The 22387-nt window shown below is 72.6% G+C and carries 17 protein-coding genes; 13 read left to right on the top strand and 4 right to left on the bottom strand.

What is annotated here, in order from left to right; genetic code table 11:
• Positions 1–569: 569 nt before the first annotated feature.
• Positions 570–1439, top strand: coding sequence for a hypothetical protein (locus KUF83_RS36875; RefSeq protein WP_254644919.1), 870 nt, complete (start codon positions 570–572; stop codon positions 1437–1439).
• Positions 1440–1546: 107 nt separating this feature from the next.
• Here the strand turns inward: KUF83_RS36875 and KUF83_RS36870 are convergent, their stop codons facing one another.
• The gene (locus KUF83_RS36870; protein WP_217459416.1) at positions 1547–2836 is read right to left on the bottom strand and encodes a DUF1015 family protein; all 1290 of its coding nucleotides are present in this window, start codon (positions 2834–2836) and stop codon (positions 1547–1549) included.
• Positions 2837–2908: 72 nt separating this feature from the next.
• On the opposite strand from KUF83_RS36870, the gene KUF83_RS36865 reads away from it, so the two are divergent.
• The 4 genes from KUF83_RS36865 to KUF83_RS36850 all read left to right on the top strand — a co-directional run bounded on the left by KUF83_RS36865 (position 2909) and on the right by KUF83_RS36850 (position 7221).
• Positions 2909–3937: an HAD hydrolase-like protein gene (locus tag KUF83_RS36865; protein WP_217459415.1), complete on the top strand. Its 1029-nt coding sequence runs from the start codon at positions 2909–2911 to the stop codon at positions 3935–3937.
• Positions 3938–4073: 136 nt separating this feature from the next.
• Positions 4074–5117, top strand: a complete 1044-nt coding sequence (locus tag KUF83_RS36860; protein WP_217459414.1) for an iron ABC transporter permease — start codon at positions 4074–4076, stop codon at positions 5115–5117.
• A 143-nt stretch (positions 5118–5260) separates the two neighbouring features.
• Positions 5261–6262 (top strand): iron chelate uptake ABC transporter family permease subunit, encoded by a 1002-nt coding sequence (locus tag KUF83_RS36855; RefSeq protein ID WP_254644917.1) that lies wholly within the window; start codon positions 5261–5263, stop codon positions 6260–6262.
• 116 nt (positions 6263–6378) lie between these two features.
• Positions 6379–7221, top strand: coding sequence for an ABC transporter ATP-binding protein (locus KUF83_RS36850; RefSeq protein WP_217459412.1), 843 nt, complete (start codon positions 6379–6381; stop codon positions 7219–7221).
• Positions 7222–7258: 37 nt separating this feature from the next.
• Here the strand turns inward: KUF83_RS36850 and KUF83_RS36845 are convergent, their stop codons facing one another.
• Positions 7259–7606 carry an SCP2 sterol-binding domain-containing protein gene (locus tag KUF83_RS36845; RefSeq protein ID WP_217459411.1) on the bottom strand — a complete coding sequence of 116 codons (348 nt, stop codon included), beginning with the start codon at positions 7604–7606 and terminating at the stop codon, positions 7259–7261.
• A gap of 54 nt (positions 7607–7660) precedes the next feature.
• Here KUF83_RS36845 and KUF83_RS36840 point away from each other — a divergent pair, with 54 nt between their 5' ends.
• From KUF83_RS36840 to KUF83_RS36820, 5 genes are all read left to right on the top strand, one after another.
• The gene (locus KUF83_RS36840; protein ID WP_374106235.1) at positions 7661–8089 is read left to right on the top strand and encodes a hypothetical protein; all 429 of its coding nucleotides are present in this window, start codon (positions 7661–7663) and stop codon (positions 8087–8089) included.
• A gap of 7 nt (positions 8090–8096) precedes the next feature.
• Positions 8097–8912: a TlyA family RNA methyltransferase gene (locus tag KUF83_RS36835; RefSeq protein WP_217459410.1), complete on the top strand. Its 816-nt coding sequence runs from the start codon at positions 8097–8099 to the stop codon at positions 8910–8912.
• Positions 8909–9814 carry an NAD kinase gene (locus KUF83_RS36830; RefSeq protein WP_217459409.1) on the top strand — a complete coding sequence of 302 codons (906 nt, stop codon included), beginning with the start codon at positions 8909–8911 and terminating at the stop codon, positions 9812–9814. The genes KUF83_RS36835 and KUF83_RS36830 overlap by 4 nt, the downstream gene beginning before the upstream one ends.
• A 198-nt stretch (positions 9815–10012) precedes the next feature.
• Entirely contained in the window at positions 10013–11755 is a 1743-nt protein-coding gene (gene recN / locus KUF83_RS36825; protein WP_217459408.1) for a DNA repair protein RecN, read from the top strand.
• Positions 11756–12280: 525 nt separating this feature from the next.
• Positions 12281–13417 carry a glycosyltransferase family 4 protein gene (locus tag KUF83_RS36820; RefSeq protein WP_217459407.1) on the top strand — a complete coding sequence of 379 codons (1137 nt, stop codon included), beginning with the start codon at positions 12281–12283 and terminating at the stop codon, positions 13415–13417.
• Between the two features lie 63 nt (positions 13418–13480).
• Here KUF83_RS36820 and KUF83_RS36815 read toward each other — a convergent pair whose 3' ends face one another.
• The gene (locus tag KUF83_RS36815) at positions 13481–15130 is read right to left on the bottom strand and encodes a PucR family transcriptional regulator (RefSeq protein ID WP_217459406.1); all 1650 of its coding nucleotides are present in this window, start codon (positions 15128–15130) and stop codon (positions 13481–13483) included.
• A gap of 169 nt (positions 15131–15299) precedes the next feature.
• A complete protein-coding gene (locus tag KUF83_RS36810; protein WP_308403305.1) occupies positions 15300–17126 on the bottom strand; it encodes a glycoside hydrolase family 15 protein in 1827 nt (608 codons plus the stop codon).
• Positions 17127–17597: 471 nt separating this feature from the next.
• On the opposite strand from KUF83_RS36810, the gene KUF83_RS36805 reads away from it, so the two are divergent.
• From KUF83_RS36805 to KUF83_RS36795, 3 genes are all read left to right on the top strand, one after another.
• Positions 17598–19265, top strand: coding sequence for a CTP synthase (locus tag KUF83_RS36805; RefSeq protein WP_217459405.1), 1668 nt, complete (start codon positions 17598–17600; stop codon positions 19263–19265).
• Between the two features lie 111 nt (positions 19266–19376).
• Positions 19377–20003, top strand: coding sequence for an NUDIX hydrolase (locus tag KUF83_RS36800; RefSeq protein ID WP_217459404.1), 627 nt, complete (start codon positions 19377–19379; stop codon positions 20001–20003).
• Between the two features lie 171 nt (positions 20004–20174).
• Positions 20175–22256, top strand: coding sequence for a tetratricopeptide repeat protein (locus KUF83_RS36795; protein ID WP_217459403.1), 2082 nt, complete (start codon positions 20175–20177; stop codon positions 22254–22256).
• The last annotated feature ends 131 nt before the right edge of the window (positions 22257–22387 follow it).

Raw genomic sequence — 22387 nt, 5'->3', positions numbered from 1 at the left:
GCGACCGTCCCCCCTTCCGCCGTGACGATGAGCGCGGCGCCCCTCGTCGTGACGGTGACCGTCCCGCGTTCCGGCGTGACGATCGTCGTGATGACAACCGCAGCGGTGGCGACCGTCCCCCCTTGCGTCGCGATGACCGTCGTGACGACAACCGTGGCGGTGGCGATCGTGGCGGTTTCCGTCGTGACGACAGTCGTGGTGGTGACCGTCCGGCGTTCCGTCGTGACGACGACCGCGGTCCCCGTCGTGACGGTGACCGTCCCCCCTTCCGCCGTGACGACCGGCGTGATGACAACCGGGGCGGCGGCGACCGTGGCGGCTTCCGCCGCGACGACAACCGCAGCGGTGGCGGCTTCCGCGGGCGGGACGACCGGGGCGGGCCTCGCCGCGACGACAACCGCGGCGGGTTCCGTGGGCGCGACGATCGCCGGGACGACCGGCGCGGTGGTGGCGGCGGTGGTGGCCGCTTCCGCGACGAGCGCGAGCGTGACCGCGAGCCGATCAAGCGGCTGCCGATCCCGGACGACGTCACGGGCGAGGAGATCGACAAGGACGTACGCCAGGAGTTGATGAGCCTGCCCAAAGGGCTCGCCGAGGACGTCTCCAGGAACCTGGTGATGGTGGCCCGGCTCATCGACGAGGACCCCGAAGGTGCGTACGGCTACTCCAGGGTCGCGCTGCGTCTCGCGTCGCGTGTCGCCGCCGTGCGTGAGGCGGCCGGTTTCGCCGCGTACGCGAACCAGAAGTACAGCGAGGCGCTCGCCGAGTTCCGGGCCGCGCGGCGCATGACCGGCAACGTCGACCTGTGGCCCGTGATGGCGGACTGCGAGCGTGGGCTGGGACGTCCGGAGAGGACGCTCGACATGGCCGGGGCTCCCGAGGTGCAGAAGCTCGACAAGGCCGGCCAGGTCGAGATGCGGCTCGTGGCGGCCGGTGCACGGCGGGACATGGACCAGCTCGACGCGGCCATCGTCACGCTGCAGAGCCCCGAGCTGGCCTCCAACTCCGTACAGCCCTGGACCGCGCGGCTGCGTTACGCGTACGCCGACGCGCTGCTCGCGGCCGGGCGTGAGGGCGAAGCACGCGAGTGGTTCGCCAAGGCCGTCGAGTCCGACAAGGACGGCAGCACCGACGCCTCTGACCGGCTCGCGGAGCTCGACGGTGTCGAGTTCATGGACGCATTCGACGAAGACGAGCACGAGGGCCGGGGAGAGGGCCAGGACGAGCTGGAGCTGGAGCGCGATGGCGACAGTTTCCCGGAGGTCGTGACCGTCGAGGTGCCGGAGACCGAGGTGCCGGAGACCGAGGCCGTCGAGGCGGCCGAAGAGACCGAAGGTTCCGTGGGCGAGTCGCAGGGTGCCGTCGACAGTGACGACAGCCACAAGGACGCCGACAAGGACGCCGGCACTGGCAGTGGCAAGGACGAGCTGGAGGACTGAGGTTTCCCAGCAGCCGGAGTCGGGCTGGTAGGAGCGTGCGGGCGGGATCCCCTGGAGGGGGTCCCGCCCGTTTGTGTTGCGGTGTTGCGGTGTCGCCGTGAGCCGGGTCAGATACCGAGCGCGCGGAGCACCAGGCCCGATGCCGGCTTCGGGCCGAAGGACGTCGACTTGCGGGGCATCGTGACGCCCTGGCTCGCCAGGTCCCGTACGACCTCCTCGCGGACCGGGTGCATCAGGACGGCCGTGCCGCCGTCGCGCTCGGCCTTGGCCACGGTGGCGGCCGTGTCGTGGATGTAGGCGATGTGCTCCGGGACGTCCGGAATGCGCCACACATGGTCGAGGAGGGTGGCGTGCAGGACTGTCGCGTCGAGGGTGCGCCAGGCTTCCGGCCGGTCCTGCTGGATCGTACGGGCGAGGAGTTCGGGGGAGGGGCGGTCCACGAGGTGGAAGGCGCCGTCGCCGGCAAGGAGGAAGGCGTTTCCCTCGGCGGCCGCGGTGGACAGGGCGGACAGGGCTTCGTCCAGGGGCCCGGCCACGTCGCGTATGCGGAAGGACCCGTCCAGGGCGGCGATGGCCTCGGGCACCGGGAGGCGGTGCAGGAGACGGTGGATCGCGCGGACGCGGAGCGGATGGCGGGCGGTGTCGACCAGCAGCACCAGACCGAAGTCCCAGGCGCTGGGGGAGGGGTGCTCCGCGCGTAGACGCAGGTAGGTGGCCCAGCGGTGGTGGCCGTCCGCGATGAGCGCCTGGCGGCCGGCCAGGTCCGTGCGTACCTCGGCGAGATCGGTGGGCCGGGTGACGGCCCACAGACGATGGCTGAAGCCGTCCTCCGTGGTGGTGGACAGCAGGGGCGGGCCTTCGGCGACGCGCTCGATGACGGCCGTTGTCCCGGAGTCGGTGCCGTCGCCCCGGTAGGTCAGCAGCAGGGGTTCGAGGTTCGCGGAGGTGGCTCGCATGAGGGCCGCGCGGTCCGCGACGACGTGCGGCATGACGTCCTCGTGCGGCAGCACGACGCCGTCCGCCGGTTCCGACAGGCGCAGGGCCCCGATGACGCCCCGCTGGAGGAGACCGTCGCCGTCCCGCTGCTCGTAGACGTACAGACCCGGCTCGGTGTCGGCCGTCAGGACGCCCTCGGACAGCCAGCGGTGCAGGGTGTCCGCCGCCTGCTCGTTGCGGACGCCGGGTGTGGTCGCCTGGGGCAGGATCAGCCGGACGATGTTGTGCGGGTCCGCCGATTCGAGGTGGTGCAGACCGTCGGGCCGTACGACCACGTCGTACGGCGGGGATGTCACGGCGGACAGGCTGCCGACCCGGTCGGGGTCGTAGCGCAGGCCCCGGAACGGGGTGAGATCAAGGCCCATGCGTGCCGGTACGTCCGCGGTACCTGCAGTGTTCATTGATGCATCGTAAGTGTGCCGGTGCCATGCGCGATGATCGGGGGAATGGGATCGAACGAGGAGCGATGCGTAATGAGCCAGACCGCGAGGACGCGGCCCGACGGCAGTGACACGGCCCTGAGTGAGGCGTACGACACGGCGCTGCTCGACCTGGACGGCGTGGTGTACGCGGGCGGGAACGCGATCGCGTACGCGGTCGAGTCGCTCGGTACGGCCCGCACGGGCGGAATGCGGCTCGCGTACGTGACGAACAACGCGCTGCGGACGCCCGACGCCGTCGCGGAGCACCTCACGGAGCTGGGCATCGCGACCGAGGCGCCGGACGTGATCACCTCGGCGCAGGCCGTGGCCCGGCTGATCAGCGAGCAGGTGCCCCAGGGGGCGCGCGTGCTGGTGATCGGCGGGGAGGGGCTGCGGGTCGCCCTGCGTGAGCGGGGGTTGGAGCCCGTGGAGTCGGCCGACGACGAGCCGGTGGCGGTCGTGCAGGGCTTCGGCGGGCCCGACCTGCCGTGGGGACGCTTCGCGGAGGCCAGCTACGCCGTCGCGCGCGGGGTGCCGTGGTTCGCGTCCAACACCGACCTGACGATTCCCAGCGCGCGCGGGATCGCTCCGGGCAACGGCGCGGCCGTGGAGGTCGTACGGATCGCGACGGGCGCCGAGCCGCAGGTGGCGGGCAAGCCGCTGCCGCCGATGCACCGGGAGACGATCCTGCGGACCGGGGCCGTGCGACCGCTGGTCGTGGGTGACCGGCTCGACACGGACATCGAGGGAGCGTTCAACGGAGAGGTGGACTCGCTGCTCGTACTGACCGGGGTGACCGACGGGCCGCAGCTCCTCGCGGCGCCGCCGGAGCACCGGCCGACCTATGTCGACGCCGACCTGCGGGGGTTGCTGACCGGTCAGCCCGAAGTCGTCGAGGCGGGCGGCGGCTTCCGGTGCGGTGGTTACACGGCGACGGCCGGGAGCGAGAGGCTTGAACTGGACGGTGAGGGCGAGCCGATGGACGGGCTGCGGGCCCTGTGCGCCGCGGCCTGGACGGCGGCCGGCGACGGGAAGTGCGAACTGGACGGAGGCAAGGCGCTGGCCCGGCTGGGGCTTTGAGTGCTCTGATCGCTGTGCGCCCCGGGACCGTTGCTCGGCTCGCGGTCTTCGGCGCAGGGAGGACGAAGGGGGAGGTCAAGCAGGTCGACGCGGACGCGGATCGGAGCGGTTTGCGAGGGTAGGCTAACCTAACTACGTGTTGGTCGACAGTCCCCCCGAACCGCGCGCGGAGACCGCCCCCGCGCCCCCGAGCCGCCGGGCGATACGAGCTGCGGGGCTCTTGCTCTCCCTCGCCGTGCTGGTGCTCGTCGCCCTGGCGAGCATCGCGATCGGCGCGAAAGAGCTGTCGCTGGAGCAGGTCTGGCACGGCCTGTTCGAGGACTCGGGGACGTACGGCGACGTCGTGGTCAGTGAGCGGTTGTCGCGTACGGTCCTCGGGCTGCTCGCGGGCGCCGCGCTCGGTCTCGCGGGGGCGGTACTCCAGGCGCTCACCCGCAACCCGCTCGCCGACCCCGGGCTGCTCGGTATCAACGCGGGCGCGTCCGCCGCGGTCGTCACGGCCATCACCTTCTTCGGCGTCACCTCGCTGAACGGATATGTGTGGTTCGCCTTCGTGGGCGCGGCCGTCGTCGGGGCGCTGGTGTACTTCCTCGGCGGCAGCAGGGGGGCGACGCCGGTGCGGCTCGCGCTCGCGGGGACCGCGATCAGTGCCGCGCTCTACGGCTACCTCCAGGCCGTGATGATCATGGATGAGGCGGCGCTCGGCAAGATGCGCTTCTGGACGGTCGGTTCGCTGGCCTCGGCCACCGAGAGCACCATCCGGCAGGTGCTGCCGTTCATCGTGGTCGGCACGGTCCTCGCGCTGGCGCTCGCCCGGCCGCTGAACGCCATGGCCATGGGGGACGACACCGCCCGTGCGCTCGGAGCGCATCTGAACCGCACCCGCGCGCTGTCCATGGCCGCCGCCACCGTGCTCTGCGGGGCCGCGACCGCGGCCTGCGGGCCGATCGTCTTCGTGGGACTGATGGTCCCGCACGTCGTCCGGTCCTTCACCGGGCCCGACCTGCGCTGGATCCTGCCGTACGCCACCGTGCTGTCGCCGGTGCTGCTGCTCGGCGCCGACGTCGTCGGCCGCGTGGTCGCACGGCCCGCGGAACTGCAGGTCGGCATCGTCACCGCGATCCTCGGTGGTCCGGTCTTCATCTTTCTCGTACGACGGCGGAGGACGGCACAGCTGTGAAGGCCCCACGCACCCAAGTCCCACGCGAGCGGGCCTCACGCGAGCAGGCCGAACACGAGCGGGCCGCCACCGACCGGGCCCAACGCGAGCAGGCCGCCACCGACCGGGCCTTCCGCGGCCGCGCGGTCCGTGCCGGCGGCGGGTTGTCGGTCCGCGTGGACGTCCGCGCGTTCACGGTCGTCGTCCTGTTGCTGGTGACGGCCCTCACCGCGGGGGTCGTACTCATCGGCACCGGCGACTTCCCGATCCCCGCCGGCGACGTCCTCAGGACGCTGCTCGGCAACGGCGACGCGGGCCAGGAGTTCATCGTCAACGAGCTGCGGCTGCCGCGGGTCCTGGTGGGGCTCCTCGTCGGCGCCTCGCTGGGACTCGGCGGCGCGCTCTTCCAGGCCATCTCCCGCAATCCGCTGGGCAGTCCGGACGTACTCGGCCTCGGGCAGGGCTCGACGGCCGGTGCGCTCGTGATGATCGTGCTGTTCTCGGGGAGCGCCACCCAGGTCGCCGTGGGGGCGCTGGCCGGCGGTCTGGTGACCGGGCTCGCCATCTACGTGCTCGCGTGGAAGAGGGGCGTGCACGGATACCGGCTCGTGCTGGTGGGTATCGGCGTCTCCGCGATCGTCACGGCCGTCAACGGCTATCTGATCACCAAGGCGGACCTCGTCGACGCGGCCCGCGCGGTCGTCTGGATGACCGGCTCCCTCAACGGCCGCGACTGGTCCCAGGTCTGGCCGCTGCTCGGCCTGTGCGCCGTCCTCGTACCGCTGGTCCTCGGCAACGCGCGAGCCCTGCGGATGCTGGAGATGGGCGACGACGTGGCGTACGCGCTCGGTGTACCGGTGGAGCGGACGCGGTTGCTGCTGATGGTGGCCGCCGTGCTGCTGACCGCGTCGGCCACCGCCGCCGCGGGCCCGGTCGCCTTCGTCGCGCTCACCGCGCCGCAGCTCGCGCGGCGCCTCACCCGCTCACCGGGTCCCAACCTGCTGCCGGCGATGTGCATGGGCGCCGCACTCCTGGTCGTCGCGGACTGGGCCTCCCAGCGGGCCTTCGGAGCCGACCAGTTGCCCGTCGGCGTGGTGACCGGAGTGCTCGGCGGTGTCTACCTGCTGTGGCTCCTGGTCACCGAGCGCAAGGCGGGCCGGATGTGACCGCCGACGGCGGGACGAGCCCGGACGTAGGCAGCCCGGCACGTACGGAGGCCCCCGCGGAGACGAACACGGACGCCCCCGCCAGGAGCAGTACGGGCGCCGGTGGTGGGCCGCACATGAACAACACGAGGAGCACTGTGAACCGCCTGTCCGCCGAGAACGTCACCCTGGCCTACGACCAGCGCGTCATCGCCGAGCGGTTGTCGGTCGAGATACCGGACAACTCGTTCACCGTGATCGTCGGCCCCAACGCCTGCGGCAAGTCCACGCTGCTGCGCGCGCTGTCGCGCATGCTGAAGCCGAACCAGGGCCGGGTGCTGCTCGACGGACACGTCATCCAGTCGATGCCCGCGAAGAAGGTGGCGCGGACGCTCGGGCTGCTCCCGCAGTCGTCGACCGCACCCGACGGGATCACGGTCGGCGACCTCGTGGGGCGCGGCCGGTACCCGCACCAGGGGCTGCTGCGCCAGTGGTCGGCCGAGGACGAGCGGGTCGTACGCGAGTCCATGGCCTCGACGGGCGTCGCCGAACTCGCCGACCGGTACGTCGACGAGCTCTCCGGGGGCCAGCGCCAGCGCGTGTGGATCGCCATGGCACTCGCCCAGCAGACCCCGCTGCTGCTGCTCGACGAGCCGACGACCTTTCTCGACATCCAGCACCAGATCGATGTGCTCGACCTGTGCGCCGAGCTCCACGAGGAGCAGGGCCGCACGCTGGTCGCCGTGCTGCACGACCTCAATCACGCCGCCCGGTACGCCACCCACCTGATCGCCCTGCGGGGCGGGTCGGTGATCGCGGAGGGCGCCCCGGCCGACATCGTCACCGCCGAGCTGGTGGAAGAGGTCTTCGGGCTGCGCTGCCAGGTGATCGAAGACCCGGAGACGGGCACGCCGCTGGTGGTGCCCGCGGCGCGCAGGGCCCGTACGGCTCCCGTGCCCGTCGGTCTCACGAAGGGGTGACCGGGGGAGGACGGGGGCAGAGAGGTGTCCGGAGGCGTCAGAGGAGCTTTCTGAGCCGGAGGAGGTCGCGCAGGCCCGCTTCGAGCTTGATCCGGCCCGAGCCCCAGGCCTTCGCGAAGTTCAGCTCGCCGTCCACCATCGCCACCAGGTCGTCGCCGGTCATGGCGAGCCTGATCTCGGCCTTTTCCGGCGGGAGCCCCTCGACCGTGTCGAGCACCGTGATCCGGCCGTCCCGCAGACGGCCGACGAAGGTCACGTCGAGATCGGTGACATGGCAGCTCAGCGAGCGGTCCAGCGCGGCGGCGCTCCGAACGTCGCCGTCCGCGCCCGCCATGCTCTCCGAGAGTTTGTCGAGTGCGCTGCGGCACTCCTCGATCGTCGCCATCGTGATCGACGGTACCCCAGCGCCACGCGGTAGCGTCGTGGCATGAGCCACTCCATGACCGGCCCCGAGACCGAATCCCTCGGTACACGGCCTTTCGGTACGGAGGCGGATGTTCCGGTCCATTCCGGAGCGGATCCGGCGCTGCCCGCCGACCACGCGGTCGGGCCCGGCGGTGAGCCGGACGCCCGGCCCGAGTACGGCCCCGCCGCCCCCGCCCCGCTGCACGTGCCCCGCACGCCCACGGGCGACGCCGAGGTCGATGCCCTGCTCGACCGGCTGGCCGACGCGGACCACCTCGCCACGGACGGCCACATCCAGGTGTACGAGGATGTGCACCGGGGGCTTCGTGACGCGCTCACCGCGCTCGACGCCCGTCCGGAACCTCCGGCTCCCACCCGTCACCCGACCACCACCGCTCAACGAGGCCCCTCGGGCCCCCCGTCCGCATCGCCGTACAGCAGCAACAACAGCAACAGGAGCTGAACCGAACGTGGCAGGAGTGGCACGACGCCGCCTCGACGCCGAACTGGTCCGACGCAAGCTCGCCCGCTCGCGCGAGCACGCCGGACAGCTGATCGCCGCCGGCCGGGTCTCCGTCGGCAAGACCCTCGCGACCAAACCCGCCACCCAGGTGGAGACCGCCGCGGCCATCGTGGTCACCCAGGACGACAACGACCCCGACTACGTCTCGCGAGGCGGCCACAAGCTCGCCGGGGCACTGGAGGCGTTCGTTCCGCTCGGCCTGGAGGTCGGGGGACGGCGGGCCCTGGACGCCGGCGCCTCGACCGGCGGTTTCACCGACGTGCTGCTGCGCGCGGGCGCCGCACACGTCGTCGCCGTGGACGTCGGCTACGGGCAGTTGGCGTGGTCTCTCCGAAGTGATGAACGCGTCACCGTCAAAGACCGTACGAACGTACGCGAGTTGACGTTGGAGGCGATCGATGGGGAGCCGGTGGATCTTGTTGTCGGTGACTTGTCCTTCATCCCGCTCGGCCTGGTGCTGCCCGCCCTTGTGCGGTGCGCGGCACCCGGAGCCGACCTGGTGATGATGGTCAAGCCGCAGTTCGAGGTGGGCAGGGAACGGCTCGGGAGCGGCGGAGTCGTCCGCAGCCCCGAGCTGCGGGCGGACGCCGTGCGCGGCGTGGCCCGGCAGGCGGGGGAACTGGGGCTCGGGGTGCAGGGTGTGACGGCCAGTCCGCTGCCCGGGCCCTCCGGGAATGTCGAGTACTTTCTGTGGCTGCGTGCCGGGGCACCCGCACTGGACCCGGCCGACGTTGACCGTGCAGTGGCGGAGGGGCCGCGTTGACTCAGACCCGAGCTCGTACTGTTTTCCTGCTCGCCCACACCGGACGGCCCGCGGCCATCCGCAGTGCCGAGCTCGTCGTCGAGGGGCTCCTGCGCTCCGGGCTCGGCGTACGGGTCCTGGAGGCGGAGGCGGCCGACCTGCCGCTGCCACCGACGGTGGAACTCGTCAAGGAGGCGACTCCGGAGTGCCTCGACGGATGTGAGCTGCTGATCGTCCTCGGCGGTGACGGGACGCTGCTGCGCGGCGCCGAGTTCGCCCGGGCCTCCGGGGTGCCGATGCTCGGCGTCAACCTGGGCCGGGTCGGCTTCCTCGCCGAGGCCGAGCGCGACGACCTCGACAAGGTCGTCGACCGGGTGGTGACCAAGTCGTACGAGGTCGAGGAGCGCATGACCGTCGACGTCGTCGTGCACAGCAACGGCGACGTCGTGCACACGGACTGGGCGCTCAACGAGGCCGCCGTGCAGAAGGTCTCCGCCGAGAAGCTCCTCGAGGTCGTCCTGGAGATCGACGGGCGGCCCGTCACCGGCTTCGGCTGCGACGGGATCGTGTGCGCGACACCGACCGGGTCGACGGCGTACGCGTTCTCCGCGGGCGGGCCCGTGGTGTGGCCGGAGGTCGAGGCGCTGCTCATGGTGCCGATCAGCGCGCACGCCCTGTTCGCCAAGCCGCTGGTGACCTCGCCGAACTCGGTGCTGGCCGTGGAGATCCTGCCGCACATCCCGCCCGGGGTCCTGTGGTGCGACGGCCGCCGCACGATCGAGCTGCCGCCCGGCGCCCGTGTCGAGGTCCGCCGCGGGTCGGTGCCGGTGCGGCTGGCACGGCTGCACCACGCGTCGTTCACCGACCGGCTCGTCGCCAAGTTCGCGCTGCCGGTGGCCGGTTGGCGGGGCGCCCCGCACTGAGCCGCGGTCCGAACGGGTGAGGCCCCGCACCGGGGGTAGGGGCCTCACCGTCCGGGAACCCGAAGCTGCCGCGGACGGGCAGAAGGCAGGCATTCCCGTCAGCCGGGGTGACTGCCGGGAGCCGCCCCGGGTACCGCGGACACCTGGACGTTTGTGCAGGGAATGGGGCGGCGTCGCGCCGGGCGGGAGAAACCTCGTATGGTCATGTCCGTGTTGGAGGAGATGCGGATACGGTCGCTCGGAGTCATCGACGACGCGGTAGTCGAGCTGTCGCCCGGCTTCACCGCCGTGACCGGCGAGACCGGCGCGGGCAAGACGATGGTGGTCACCAGCCTGGGCCTGCTGCTGGGCGGACGCGCCGACGCCGCCCTCGTGCGGATCGGGGCGAAGAACGCGGTCGTCGAGGGGCGGATCTCCGTCCCCGACGGGGCCTCGGCGGTCCTGCGGGCCGAGGAGGCCGGCGCCGAGCTCGACGACGGGACCCTGCTCATCAGCCGTACCGTCTCCGCGGAGGGCCGCTCGCGGGCGCACCTCGGCGGGCGTTCCGTGCCGGTGGGGCTGCTCGCGGAGCTCGCCGACGACCTCGTGGCCGTGCACGGCCAGACCGACCAGCAGGGGCTGCTCAAGCTGTCCCGGCAGCGACAGGCGCTCGACCGGTACGCGGGCGACGCCGTCGCCGTGCCGCTCGCCAAGTACGCGGGCGCCTACCGGCGGCTGCGCGCCATCTCCGCCGAGCTGGACCAGATCACCACGCGCGCGCGGGAACGCGCCCAGGAAGCCGACCTGCTGCGCTTCGGGCTCGACGAGATCGCCGCCGTGGAGCCCCGGGCGGGCGAGGACGTGGAGCTCGCGGCCGAGGCCGAGCGGCTCGGGCACGCGGAGGCCCTCGCATCGGCCGCCACGGTCGCGCACGCCGCCCTCGCGGGCAACCCCGAGGACCCGGAGGGCATCGACGCCACGACGCTCGTCGCGGGCGCCCACCGGGCCCTGGAGGCCGTACGGTCCCACGACGCGGCCCTCGGCGCGCTGGCCGGCCGCATCGGGGAGATCGGGATCCTGCTGGGCGACGTGGCGGGGGAGCTGGCGGGATACGCCGACGACCTCGACGCGGATCCGCTGCGGCTCGCGGCGGTCGAGGAGCGGCGCGCCGCGCTCACCGCGCTGACCCGCAAGTACGGCAACGACGTGGGCGCCGTGATGACCTGGGCCGAGCAGGGGGCCGCGCGGCTCCTCGAGCTGGACGGCGACGACGACCGGATCGGCGAGCTCACCGCCGAGCGGGACGCGCTGCGGGCCGAACTGGGCGGACTGGCCCAGTCCCTGACGGACGCCCGTACGGAGGCCGCCGACCGCTTCGCCGCCGCGGTGACCGCCGAACTCGCCTCCCTCGCCATGCCGCACGCGCGCGTGTCGTTCGAGATCCGGCAGACCGGGGACCCCGAGGGGGTGGTGGTCGGCGGACGTCCGGTCTCGTACGGGCCCGCCGGTGTCGACGAGGTCGAACTGCTCCTCGCCCCGCACCCGGGAGCGCCGGCCCGGCCCATCGCCAAGGGGGCGTCCGGCGGTGAACTGTCGCGCGTGATGCTCGCCGTCGAGGTCGTCTTCGCGGGGACGGATCCCGTGCCCACGTATCTCTTCGACGAGGTCGACGCCGGTGTCGGTGGCAAGGCCGCCGTCGAGATCGGCCGGCGCCTCGCGAAACTCGCCAAGAGCGCCCAGGTCGTCGTCGTCACCCACCTGCCCCAGGTGGCCGCCTTCGCGGACCGGCAGTTGCTGGTCGAGAAGACGAACGACGGGTCGGTCACCCGCTCCGGTGTGAAGGTCCTGGAGGGCGAGGAGCGCATCCGGGAGCTGTCCCGGATGCTGGCTGGCCAGGAGGACTCGGAGACGGCACGGGCGCACGCGGAGGAACTGCTGGCGGCGGCGCGGGGCGACGGCTAGGCCGGGGCGACCGACAGGCGGGTGCCGCCGGGCCGCCGCCTCCGGCGGGCATGTCGGCCGGGCGGGCGCGCCTGCGAGGCCCTGGTGGCCCCGCGCGGCGACTGCCGTTCGCTGCCCGTGGAACGGCGTCCGACCGCAGGTCGCTCGGCGGCTCCCCGCGACCGGTGGCCCGCCCCGGCCGTGTCCGGGGACGACGTGAGGGACGCCGCGGACGATGTGAGCGACGCCGCACGGTCGTTGGGGTGCACATCGAGCGCGTGGAGGGGCGCGAAAGGGGCGTGAACGGGGGCTCGCCAGGGGCGACGCCCGCCCTGGACTGTTTTCGCACACCGCCTCTTTCTCACTCGTGTGAGTGACTGCCCGCATCCAGGCCGCGCACCCCCTGCCGCAGCGGTCCCTCGGTGGTCGGCAACTCCTTTCCGTCCTGGCATCCTTAGGAGGAGGACGAGCGGTCCACCCCCGCCACCCGTTCCTTCTGTACGTTTCTTCGTGACCGCCCGACGCCGAACCAGGAGCCCCGGCCACGTGAGCCCCGTGAGCAGCCACTCACCGCACGGACAGCCGTCGCTGCGTGCCGTCCAAGTGCTGGGCGGCGGCAGCGCGGGCAGCAGTGCCCATGTCCGGTCGCTGACCTCGGGGCTCGTCGCGAGGGGCGTGCGGGTCACCGTGTGCGCCCCGGCAGCGGCCGACCACATGTACGACTTCACCGGTGTCGGGGCCGATCACGTGCATGTGCCGAGGCGCAACGACCCGGCCTCGGTGGCGGCGCTGCGGGCAGCCTGCGCGGATGCCGACCTGGTGCACGCGCACGGTCTGCACGCCGCGCTGAGGGCCGCGCTCGCGCTCAGCGGGCGGCACGTCCCGCTCGTCGTCACCTGGCACACCCGTCCGTACGCCGAGGGCGCGCGGGCCCACCTGCTGCGGCTTCTGGAGCGACGGGTGGCGAAGTCCGCGTCGGTCGTCCTCGGGTCCTCGTCCGACCTCGTGGACCGGGCCCGCACCAGGGGCGCGCGGGACGCGCGGCTCGCCGCGGTCGCCCTGCCGGCCCAGCGCCGGCCCGCCGAGGACGAGGACGCCGACCGGATGCGGCCCAAGGCACGTGCCGAACTCGGCGCGACCGACCGGCCACTGCTGATGGCGGTCGGCTCCCTCGACCGGCACCGGGGGTACGACACGCTGCTGGACGCCACGCGTGCGTGGCGACGGCTCGACCCCCTGCCCCTGCTCGTGATCGCCGGAGAGGGACCGCTGCGCGGCGAACTCCAGCGGCGTATCGAGAACGAAGGGCTTCCCGTGCGCCTCGTCGGCCGGAGGGACGACATCGGGGAGCTTCTCGGGGCCGCCGACCTCGCCCTGCTGCCCGGCTGCCCGGAATCGCGCTCCGTGCTCGCCCAGGAAGCCCTGCACGCGCGCGTGCCCCTGGTCGCGGCCGCCACCGGAGGCATCCCCGAACTGGTCGGCGACGCCGCCGAGCTCGTCCCGCCCGGTGACTGCGAAGCGCTCTCCGAGGCCGTGGTGGGCCTTCTCGCCGACCCGGGCCGGTGCGAGCGCCTCAGGGACAGGGGAACGCGCCAGGCGGCCACCTGGCCGACCGAGGACGAGACGGTGGCCCAGGTGCTCAGCGTGTACGACGAGCTGACCAAGCCCCTGCCGCTCCCGTAGGGCCGAGGGCCCGGGCGGCAGGACCCGTGATCGGGGTGGCGGGCCCGGCGGTCGGGGTGACGCTCAGGGGACGAGTCTGCGGGCCCGCAGCGCGAGGCTCAGCGCCAGGACCGTCTGCGGATCGTCGAGGTCCGTCCCGAGCAACTCCCCGATCCGCGCGAGCCGGTTGTAGAGCGTCTGCCGGTTGAGATGCAGCTCGCGCGCGGTCTCCGCCTTGCGGCCCGCGTGCGCCAGGTAGGTCTGCAGGGTGGGCAGCAGCGGCGGCCGGGAGCGGTTGTCGTGCTCGCGCAGAGGACCGATCGCGCGGTCCACGAAGGCGGCCAGGTCCGGATGGTCCCGCAGGCGCCACAGCAGCAGGTCGATGTCCAGGCGCCGGGCGTCGTACCAGGGCCGGTCGGACAGCCCCTGGGCCGCCGTGGACGTCTCGGCCGCGTGCCGCAGGCCCGCCGACGCCGCGGCCCAGCCACCCGCCACACCGACCACCACGACCGGCGGCTGCGCACCCGGCCGCTGCATCCCCGCCCGCTCCACGCCCGCCCGCAGGGCGGCGGCGACACGGTCGGCGACCACCGTCCGCTCGGACTCCGCCCGCAGCCCCACCAGCAGCGGCACACGGCCCTCCACGGGGCGTACGCCCAGCAGGACCGGTACGCCGACCGAGGCGAGCTCCTCGGCGACCGCGCGTGCCAGCACGGCCCAGCCGCCGCCGGGGGAGAGCCCGTCGGCGAGGCGCATCACGACCGGCAGCAGCGGGCTCCCGCCGGGCTTGAAGCCGAGGACACGGGCCTGCGCGGGAGCGTCCTCGGCCGCGATCCGGCCCTCGGCGAGGTCGGTGAGGAAGTCGCCGCGACCGCGGGCCGCCAGCTCCTCCTCCTGGCGGGCCTGCATCAGGACCACGGCGAGGACGCCCGCCGCCCGCTCCGCCGCGATCCGGTGCACGGGCGCGAGCGGCGCGTTCACGGGAAGGAGGACGAGCCGGGCCCGGACGGAACCGGGGCCGCCACCGGTGCCGGGCCCGCCGCCGGGTACCTCCACGAGGACCGAACCGGCGGGCGGATCGTCCTTGTGCTGGCCCCGCAGGCCCTCCCACACCTGGAGCGGGTCGGCGTTCGCGGGGCCCGCCCCGGCTGCGTACAGAAGCTGTCCGTCCGGGCTCTCCAGGAAGACCGGGTTGCCGCTGAAGTCGGCCAGGATGCCGAGGACCTGCGGGATGCCGCCACCGTCGAGCAGGGCCCGGGTACAGCGCCGGTGCACCTCCTCGGCGCGCTGGAGCAGCGCGTAGTGGCCGTTGACGATCTCGGTGTGGACCTCCTCCGTGACCGTCACGAACGCCACCTCGCGATGCAGCTGCACCAGCGGCAGACCGGCCGTGCGTGCCGTCTCGACGAGCGCCGCGGGCAGCTTCGTGAAGCGCGGCCCCAACTCCACGACCAGGGCGGCGATGCCGCGCTCGGCGAGCGTGCGGACGAAGGCGCGCTGGTCGGCGGGGCGGGTGCCCAGGCCGTAGCCCGTGGTCAGGAGCAGTTCGCCGCCCTTCAGGAGGGAGGCGATGTTCGGGACCTCGCCCGCGTGCACCCAGCGCACGGTACGGCCCAGCCGGTCGCCGCCCGCCAGGATCTCCGGCAGGCCGCCCCGCAGCCCGGGCAGTTCCAGGGCCCGCTGCACGGTGATCCCGCCACCCTGCGCGTCCGGCGTGTCGACACGGCTGTCCATGATGCGGACGCTACCTCGTCCGCCACCTGCGGTGACACGGTGTGCGCCGGCCGCGCCGCGCCGCACGGGCCCCGGCCGGGCGGAGGCCGCCGCATCGGCAGGCTTCCGCACCGGCAGGCTCCCGCCCCGGCAGGCTTCCGCGCGGCCCGGTGGCGGGCCCGGGGGCCGGTCAGCCGCCGTACGCCCCGGACGCCGTCAGACGCAGCGCCGTGTCGATCAGCGGCACGTGGCTGAACGCCTGCGGGAAGTTGCCGACCTGGCGCTGCAGCACCGGGTCCCACTCCTCCGCGAGGAGACCCAGGTCGTTGCGCAGGGCCAGCAGCTTCTCGAAGAGCTTGCGGGCCTCGTCCACGCGGCCGATCATCGCGAGGTCGTCCGCCATCCAGAACGAGCAGGCCAGGAACGCGCCCTCGTCGCCCTCGAGGCCGTCCACGCCCGCGTCCTCACCGGAGGTCGGGTAGCGCAGGATGAAGCCGTCCGAGGTGGACAGCTCGCGCTGGATGGCCTCGATCGTGCCGATCACCCGCTTGTCGTCCGGCGGCAGGAAGCCCATCTGCGGAATCAGCAGCAGCGAGGCGTCCAGCTCCTTCGAGCCGTACGACTGCGTGAACGTGTTGCGCTCCTTGTCGTAGCCCTTCTCGCACACGTCCCGGTGGATGTCGTCGCGCAGCTCGCGCCACTTCTCCAACGGGCCGTCCGCGTCGCCGGACTCGATGAGCTTGATCGTCCGGTCGACGGCGACCCAGGCCATCACCTTCGAGTGCACGAAGTGACGGCGCGGGCCGCGCACCTCCCAGATGCCCTCGTCCGGCTCGTCCCAGTGGTCCTCCAGGTAGCGGATCAGCTTCAGCTGGAGCAGGGACGCGTAGTCGTTGCGGGCCAGACCCGTCATGTGGGCCAGGTGCAGGGCCTCCGTCACCTCGCCGTACACGTCCAGCTGGAGCTGGTGGGCGGCTCCGTTGCCGACGCGCACGGGCCCGGAGTTCTCGTACCCGGGCAGCCAGTCGAGCTCCGCCTCGCCCAGCTCCCGCTCGCCCGCGATGCCGTACATGATCTGCAGGTTCTCGGGGTCGCCGGCGACCGCGCGCAGCAGCCACTCGCGCCAGGCCCGCGCCTCCTCGCGGTAGCCGGTGCGCAGCAGGGAGGAGAGGGTGATCGCCGCGTCACGCAGCCACGTGTAGCGGTAGTCCCAGTTGCGGACACCGCCGATCTCCTCCGGCAGGGAGGTCGTGGGAGCGGCGACGATGCCGCCCGTCGGCCCGTACGTCAGCGCCTTCAGCGTGATCAGCGAGCGGACCACGGCCTCGCGGTACGGCCCGTGGTACGTGCACTGCTCCACCCACTCGCGCCAGAACTCCTCGGTGGCCTCCAGGGAGGCCTCCGGCTCCGGCAGGGCGGGCGGCTGCTTGTGCGAGGGCTCCCAGGAGATCGTGAAGGCGATCCGGTCGCCCGGCGCGACCGTGAAGTCCGAGTACGTCGTGAGGGCCTTGCCGTAGGTCTCGCACTCGGTGTCGAACCACACGGAGTCGGGCCCGGCGACAGCCACCGTCCGGCCCTCGTGCTTGTGCACCCAGGGCACCACACGCCCGTACGAGAAACGCATCCGCAGCGCGGAGCGCATCGGGACGCGGCCCGTGACGCCCTCGACGATCCGGATCAGCTGGGGCGCGCCGTCACGCGGGGGCATGAAATCGGTCACGCGGACCGTGCCGCGTGACGTGTCCCACTCGGATTCGAGGATCAGCGAGTCACCGCGGTAGCGGCGGCGCACCGCCGTCGGCGGGGCCGCGTCGGCGGCGTGCGCGGGACCGAGCCGCCAGAACCCGTGTTCCTCCGTGCCGAGCAGTCCCGCGAAGACGGCGTGGGAGTCGAAGCGGGGGAGGCACAGCCAGTCCACCGTGCCGTCCCTGCAGACCAGCGCGGCCGTCTGCATGTCTCCGATAAGTGCGTAGTCTTCGATGCGCCCGGCCACGTGCAACTCCAGTCGAACGGCCACGTCGCCCCCAGGGGGCGGTCGCTCTTTGCGGTCAGAGGATCATTGGTAAAGCGTCGTTGCGGAACGTCAGTTGTCGCGTGTCACGCATGTCGATGGTTGCAGTGATTGCCGTCGCGAGGCGAACTGACGAGATCCGGGTCCAGGAATACCGGCGGGGTGGTGCCGTTTGCCGGCCTGGTTCGGCAGCGAGTGTCCGAGCAGGATACGACGCACGATGATGTTCCGCGCGCCCCTCTCGGCAACCCGTCTGAGCCGAACGAGTGAGCACGACCATGGTCCGTGTCGGCCCGTGCGCGGAGCGTGGCCGGAAGCGGCCTCGTCCCGTCGCTGATACCCTGGTAGCCCGTGGACCGGTGGGCGTCCCGGCAGCAAAAGGGCCCCCCGAACCGCAGCGACGGCACCTCCGGAAACCTCCGGGCCGGGCAGCCGTACCGCACTCCAGACCGCGACCACGGGAGCCCCCTCTTGGCCATGCCGCCCGCTGCTTTCCGAAGCAGCACAGCCACGACGACCAAGCACCTCTTCGTCACCGGGGGTGTCGCCTCCTCCCTCGGTAAGGGCCTGACCGCCTCCAGCCTGGGCGCGCTGCTCAAGGCGCGGGGTCTGCGGGTCACGATGCAGAAGCTCGACCCGTACCTGAACGTCGATCCCGGCACGATGAACCCCTTCCAGCACGGTGAGGTGTTCGTCACCAACGACGGGGCCGAGACCGACCTCGACATCGGACACTACGAGCGTTTCCTCGACGTCGACCTGGACGGCTCCGCGAACGTCACGACCGGGCAGGTCTACTCCACGGTCATCGCCAAGGAGCGCCGCGGCGAGTACCTCGGCGACACCGTGCAGGTGATCCCGCACATCACGAACGAGATCAAGCACCGCATCCGCCGGATGGCCACCGACGACGTCGACGTCGTCATCACGGAGGTCGGCGGCACGGTCGGCGACATCGAGTCGCTGCCGTTCCTGGAGACCGTCCGCCAGGTCCGTCACGAGGTCGGTCGCGACAACGTGTTCGTCGTCCACATCTCGCTCCTCCCGTACATCGGCCCCTCCGGGGAGCTGAAGACGAAGCCGACCCAGCACTCGGTTGCGGCCCTGCGCAACATCGGTATCCAGCCGGACGCCATCGTGCTGCGCGCCGACCGCGAGGTGCCCACCGCGATCAAGCGCAAGATCTCGCTGATGTGCGACGTCGACGAGGCGGCCGTGGTCGCCTGCCCCGACGCCCGCTCGATCTACGACATCCCCAAGGTGCTGCACACCGAGGGCCTCGACGCGTACGTGGTCCGTAAGCTGGACCTGCCGTTCCGGGACGTGGACTGGACGACCTGGGACGACCTGCTCGACCGCGTCCACAGGCCGCTGCACGAGATCAACCTCGCGCTCGTCGGCAAGTACATCGACCTGCCCGACGCCTATCTCTCGGTCACCGAGGCCCTGCGCGCTGGCGGCTTCGCCAACAAGGCCCGGGTGAAGATCAAGTGGGTCGCCTCGGACGACTGCAAGACCCCCTCGGGCGCCGCCGAGCAGCTCGGTGACGTCGACGCGATCTGCATCCCCGGCGGCTTCGGCGACCGCGGTGTGTCCGGCAAGGTCGGCGCCATCCAGTACGCCCGCGAGAACAGGATCCCGCTGCTCGGTCTGTGCCTGGGCCTGCAGTGCATCGTGATCGAGGCCGCGCGCAACCTCGCCGACATCGCGGACGCCAACTCCACCGAGTTCGACTCCGCCACCGGCCACCCCGTCATCTCCACCATGGCCGAGCAGCTCGACATCGTCGCGGGCGACGGCGACATGGGCGGCACGATGCGTCTGGGCATGTACCCCGCCAAGCTCGCCGAGGGCTCCATCGTGCGCGAGGTCTACGACGGCAAGGAGTACGTGGAGGAGCGTCACCGTCACCGCTACGAGGTGAACAACTCCTACCGCGCCGAGCTGGAGAAGAAGGCCGGCCTGCAGTTCTCCGGCACCTCCCCGGACGGCAAGCTCGTGGAGTACGTGGAGTACCCGCGGGAGGTCCACCCGTACCTGGTGGCGACCCAGGCGCACCCCGAGCTGCGCTCGCGTCCCACCCGGCCGCACCCGCTCTTCGCGGGCCTGGTCAGGGCCGCGGTGGAGCGCAAGACGGCCAAGTAGCACGAGGGTTGTACGGTTGCCGGGGTACGCGTCTTTTGGGGCGCGTGCCCCGGTTTTCGCTGTGTGCATCTGACGCGGCGCAGGTTCGTGCGTGTGGGAGGACAAGTCGACATGACCATCAAGGACACCGCCGAGGAGTGGGAGGTCAGGGCGACCGAGACCCCGTTCGTGGGCAACAAGACCTCCGTGCGCACCGACGACGTGGTCATGCCCGACGGATCGGTCGTCCACCGCGACTACCAGGTGCACCCCGGTTCGGTCGCCGTCCTCGCCCTCGACGACGAGGGCCGTGCCCTGGTCATCCGCCAGTACCGGCACCCCGTGCGGCACAAGCTCTGGGAGATCCCGGCCGGCCTGCTCGACATCCCGGGCGAGAACCCGCTGCACGCCGCGCAGCGCGAGCTCTACGAGGAGGCCCACGTCAAGGCCGAGGACTGGCGTGTCCTCGCGGACGTGTTCACCACGCCCGGCGGCTGTGACGAGGCCGTCCGCATCTTCCTCGCCCGTGATCTCTCCGAGGCCGAGGGGCAGCGCTTCGAGGTCGAGGACGAGGAGGCCGACATGGAGCTCTCCCGGGTCCCGGTCGACGAGCTCGTCCGCGGGGTCCTCGCCGGTGAACTGCACAACAACTGCCTGGTGGTGGGCGTTCTGTCGCTGGTCGCGGCCCGGGGCGGCGACGGCCTGGACGCCCTGCGGCCGGCCGAGGCGCCGTGGCCCGCGCGCCCGTTCGAGGCCTGAGCCACTCGGGTGCGTGCAGTCGGCCCACCGATGTGACGATCGCCTGATCCGATCGGGGGATGTGCCCGCCGCGCTCCGCACGGATCGTCGCAGAGCGTGAACTAGGCTCTGAAAACGCCCCGTCCGGAGTCCCGGCGGGCTTGCGCGCGCAGTGGGACGGGAGTGTGGCCCGTGACGGACCAGGCGGTGGACGTCAGCGGCACGACGGTGTCGGAGGAAGGGCGGCCCCCGGCTGTCGAGTCCGCCCCCACGGAGAGTCAGTTCCTCGGCCGTACAAGAGAGTTGAAGGAACTGCGGGCCGACATCGAGCGGGCGGGACTGGACACCCTCGCCGGCCGGAAGGCGCCCCGCGCGCGCGTGCTGCTCATCGCCGGCAGGCCCGGCTCCGGCCGCACCGCACTCGCCGAGGAGCTCGTGCGGCAGGTCGCGGACAGTTACCCCGACGGCGTCCTGAGAGCCCGGCTCACCGAGCCCGACGGCACGCCCGTACCGACCGAACGAACCGCCCGTGACCTGCTCACCGCACTCGAACTGACCGCCCCGGCCGGAGCGGACGAGGACGACCTCTGCGAACGGCTGCGCGAGGCGCTCGCCACCCGCCGGACGCTGCTCCTGCTCGACGACGCGGCGGACGCCGGACAGGTGGACGCGCTCCTCCCGGAGAACCCCGACTGTCTCGTCGTCGCTGTCTCCGGCGGCCCCCTGACCGGGATCTCCGACGTCCGCCCCTGCACCCTCGGCGGCCTCGACACGAAATCCGCACTCGACCTCCTCGACCGGTACACCGGCTCCGTGCGCATCACCGTGGACCCGCGTGCCGCCGAAGGGCTCGTGGAGATCTGCGCGGGCCAGCCCGCGGCGCTCGTCCTCGCCGGGGCCTGGCTGGCCCACCGGCCCAAGGCGGCCGTCGCCGACCTCGCCAGGCAACTGCGCACCGACGGCGACGAGAGCCCGGTCCTGGAGCGTGTCTTCCGGCTCTCGTACGCCGCCCTGCCCTCGGCCGCCGCGCGGATACTGCGACTCCTGTCGCTCGCCCCCGCGGGCCTCGTGGACCCGCACACCGCGTCCGCGCTGGCCGGCTGCTCGGTCGGCGCCGCCCGCACCACCCTGGACGACTTCACCGGGCTCGGGCTCGTACGGGCCGTCGAGTCGCCGCTGCCGCAGTACGAGGTGCCCGGCTGCCTGATGCCGCTGCTGCGCTCGCTCACCGGGACCGAGGACCGCAGGGCCGAGGTCCAGCTGGCCCGCGCCCGGATGCTGGAGCGGACCGTACGGCTCCTGGTGTCCTGCCGCGCGATCACCGAGACCGACAGCTCGCCCGCCCGCGAGAAGCTCGCCGACCTGCCCCGCGCGCTGCGGTTTCCGAACCCCCGAGCGGCCGCCGACTGGCTGCGCATCCGGCAGCCCGCGCTGCTGGCCGCAGCCCGGCTCGCGGTCGCCGACGGGGAGCTGGACACGCTGGCCCGCCGCCTCATGGCCGCCCTGGTCAAGGCGATGGTCGCCCACGTCGGTACGCAGGCCGCGGCACCCGAGCTGTACGGCATCCACCGGCTCGTCCTGGATGTCGCCGAGCGCCGCAACCTGCCCCGCGAGAAGGCCGCCGCGCTGCTGAACCTCGCCGACCTGGACGCCCGGACCGGCCGCACCACGGACGCCCTGGCCCGCTACCGGGCCGCTCTGGACGCCGGCCGGGACGCGAACGACCCGTACGCGACCGGCCGCGCGATGGAATCCGTAGGCGGTGCTCACGAGGAGCTCGGGGACTACGACCGGGCGGCCGACTGGTACGGGCGCGCGCTCGCTCAGCGGCTCGCCCGGGACGAGCGCGCGGACGCGGCCCGGCTGCACGGCCGGATCGCGACCGCGCACACCTACGCGGGCCGCTACGGCGAGGCGCTGCGCAGCTGGCGATCCGCCGTCACCGGTCACCGCAGGACCGGTGACGTGGCAGGTCAGGCAAGGGCGTTGAGCGAGATGGCGCGGGTGCAGGAGTACGCGGGCCGGCCCGAGGAGTCACTCCTCACCTGCCAGGAGGCGGTCGAGTGGGCGCGTCGCGCCGACGACGTCCGGCTGCAGGCCGCGCTCCAGGTCCGGCTCGCCGACACGCTGGACCGGCTGGGGGACCCCGCGGCCGCCCGGCTGCACCGCGTCACGGCCGAGCAGATGCTGGGTGAAGAGCTCCCTGAGAGTGCATCAGCCAGGGAACAGGACGCCGATGCCTGCGAAATCCGTAGTGCATCCGAAGAAGATTGATGCATTGAAAGGCTAGACAGAGAGAATCCCTTCATTAGACTGGATCCGCCGCGTCTCTTCGTGGTGTCTCCCGGTGTGCTCCCGTGCATCCGGGTATGGCAGGCATCGTCCCGTCTTGCGTTGCCCACTCC

It is taken from the genome of Streptomyces sp. BV286, assembly GCF_019090165.1.
Lineage (GTDB): Bacteria > Actinomycetota > Actinomycetes > Streptomycetales > Streptomycetaceae > Streptomyces.
This window is presented reverse-complemented; position numbering and strand designations above follow the sequence as displayed.

Coding starts and splice junctions, on each gene's coding strand:
- KUF83_RS36865 (WP_217459415.1), top strand. CDS start 2,909: ATGAGCCAGACCGCGAGGACGCGGCCCGACGGCAGTGACACGGCCCTG.
- KUF83_RS36815 (WP_217459406.1), bottom strand. CDS start 15,130: ATGGACAGCCGTGTCGACACGCCGGACGCGCAGGGTGGCGGGATCACC.
- KUF83_RS36845 (WP_217459411.1), bottom strand. CDS start 7,606: ATGGCGACGATCGAGGAGTGCCGCAGCGCACTCGACAAACTCTCGGAG.
- KUF83_RS36850 (WP_217459412.1), top strand. CDS start 6,379: ATGAACAACACGAGGAGCACTGTGAACCGCCTGTCCGCCGAGAACGTC.
- recN (WP_217459408.1), top strand. CDS start 10,013: ATGGTCATGTCCGTGTTGGAGGAGATGCGGATACGGTCGCTCGGAGTC.
- KUF83_RS36800 (WP_217459404.1), top strand. CDS start 19,377: ATGACCATCAAGGACACCGCCGAGGAGTGGGAGGTCAGGGCGACCGAG.
- KUF83_RS36870 (WP_217459416.1), bottom strand. CDS start 2,836: ATGAACACTGCAGGTACCGCGGACGTACCGGCACGCATGGGCCTTGAT.
- KUF83_RS36875 (WP_254644919.1), top strand. CDS start 570: ATGAGCCTGCCCAAAGGGCTCGCCGAGGACGTCTCCAGGAACCTGGTG.
- KUF83_RS36805 (WP_217459405.1), top strand. CDS start 17,598: ATGCCGCCCGCTGCTTTCCGAAGCAGCACAGCCACGACGACCAAGCAC.
- KUF83_RS36840 (WP_374106235.1), top strand. CDS start 7,661: ATGACCGGCCCCGAGACCGAATCCCTCGGTACACGGCCTTTCGGTACG.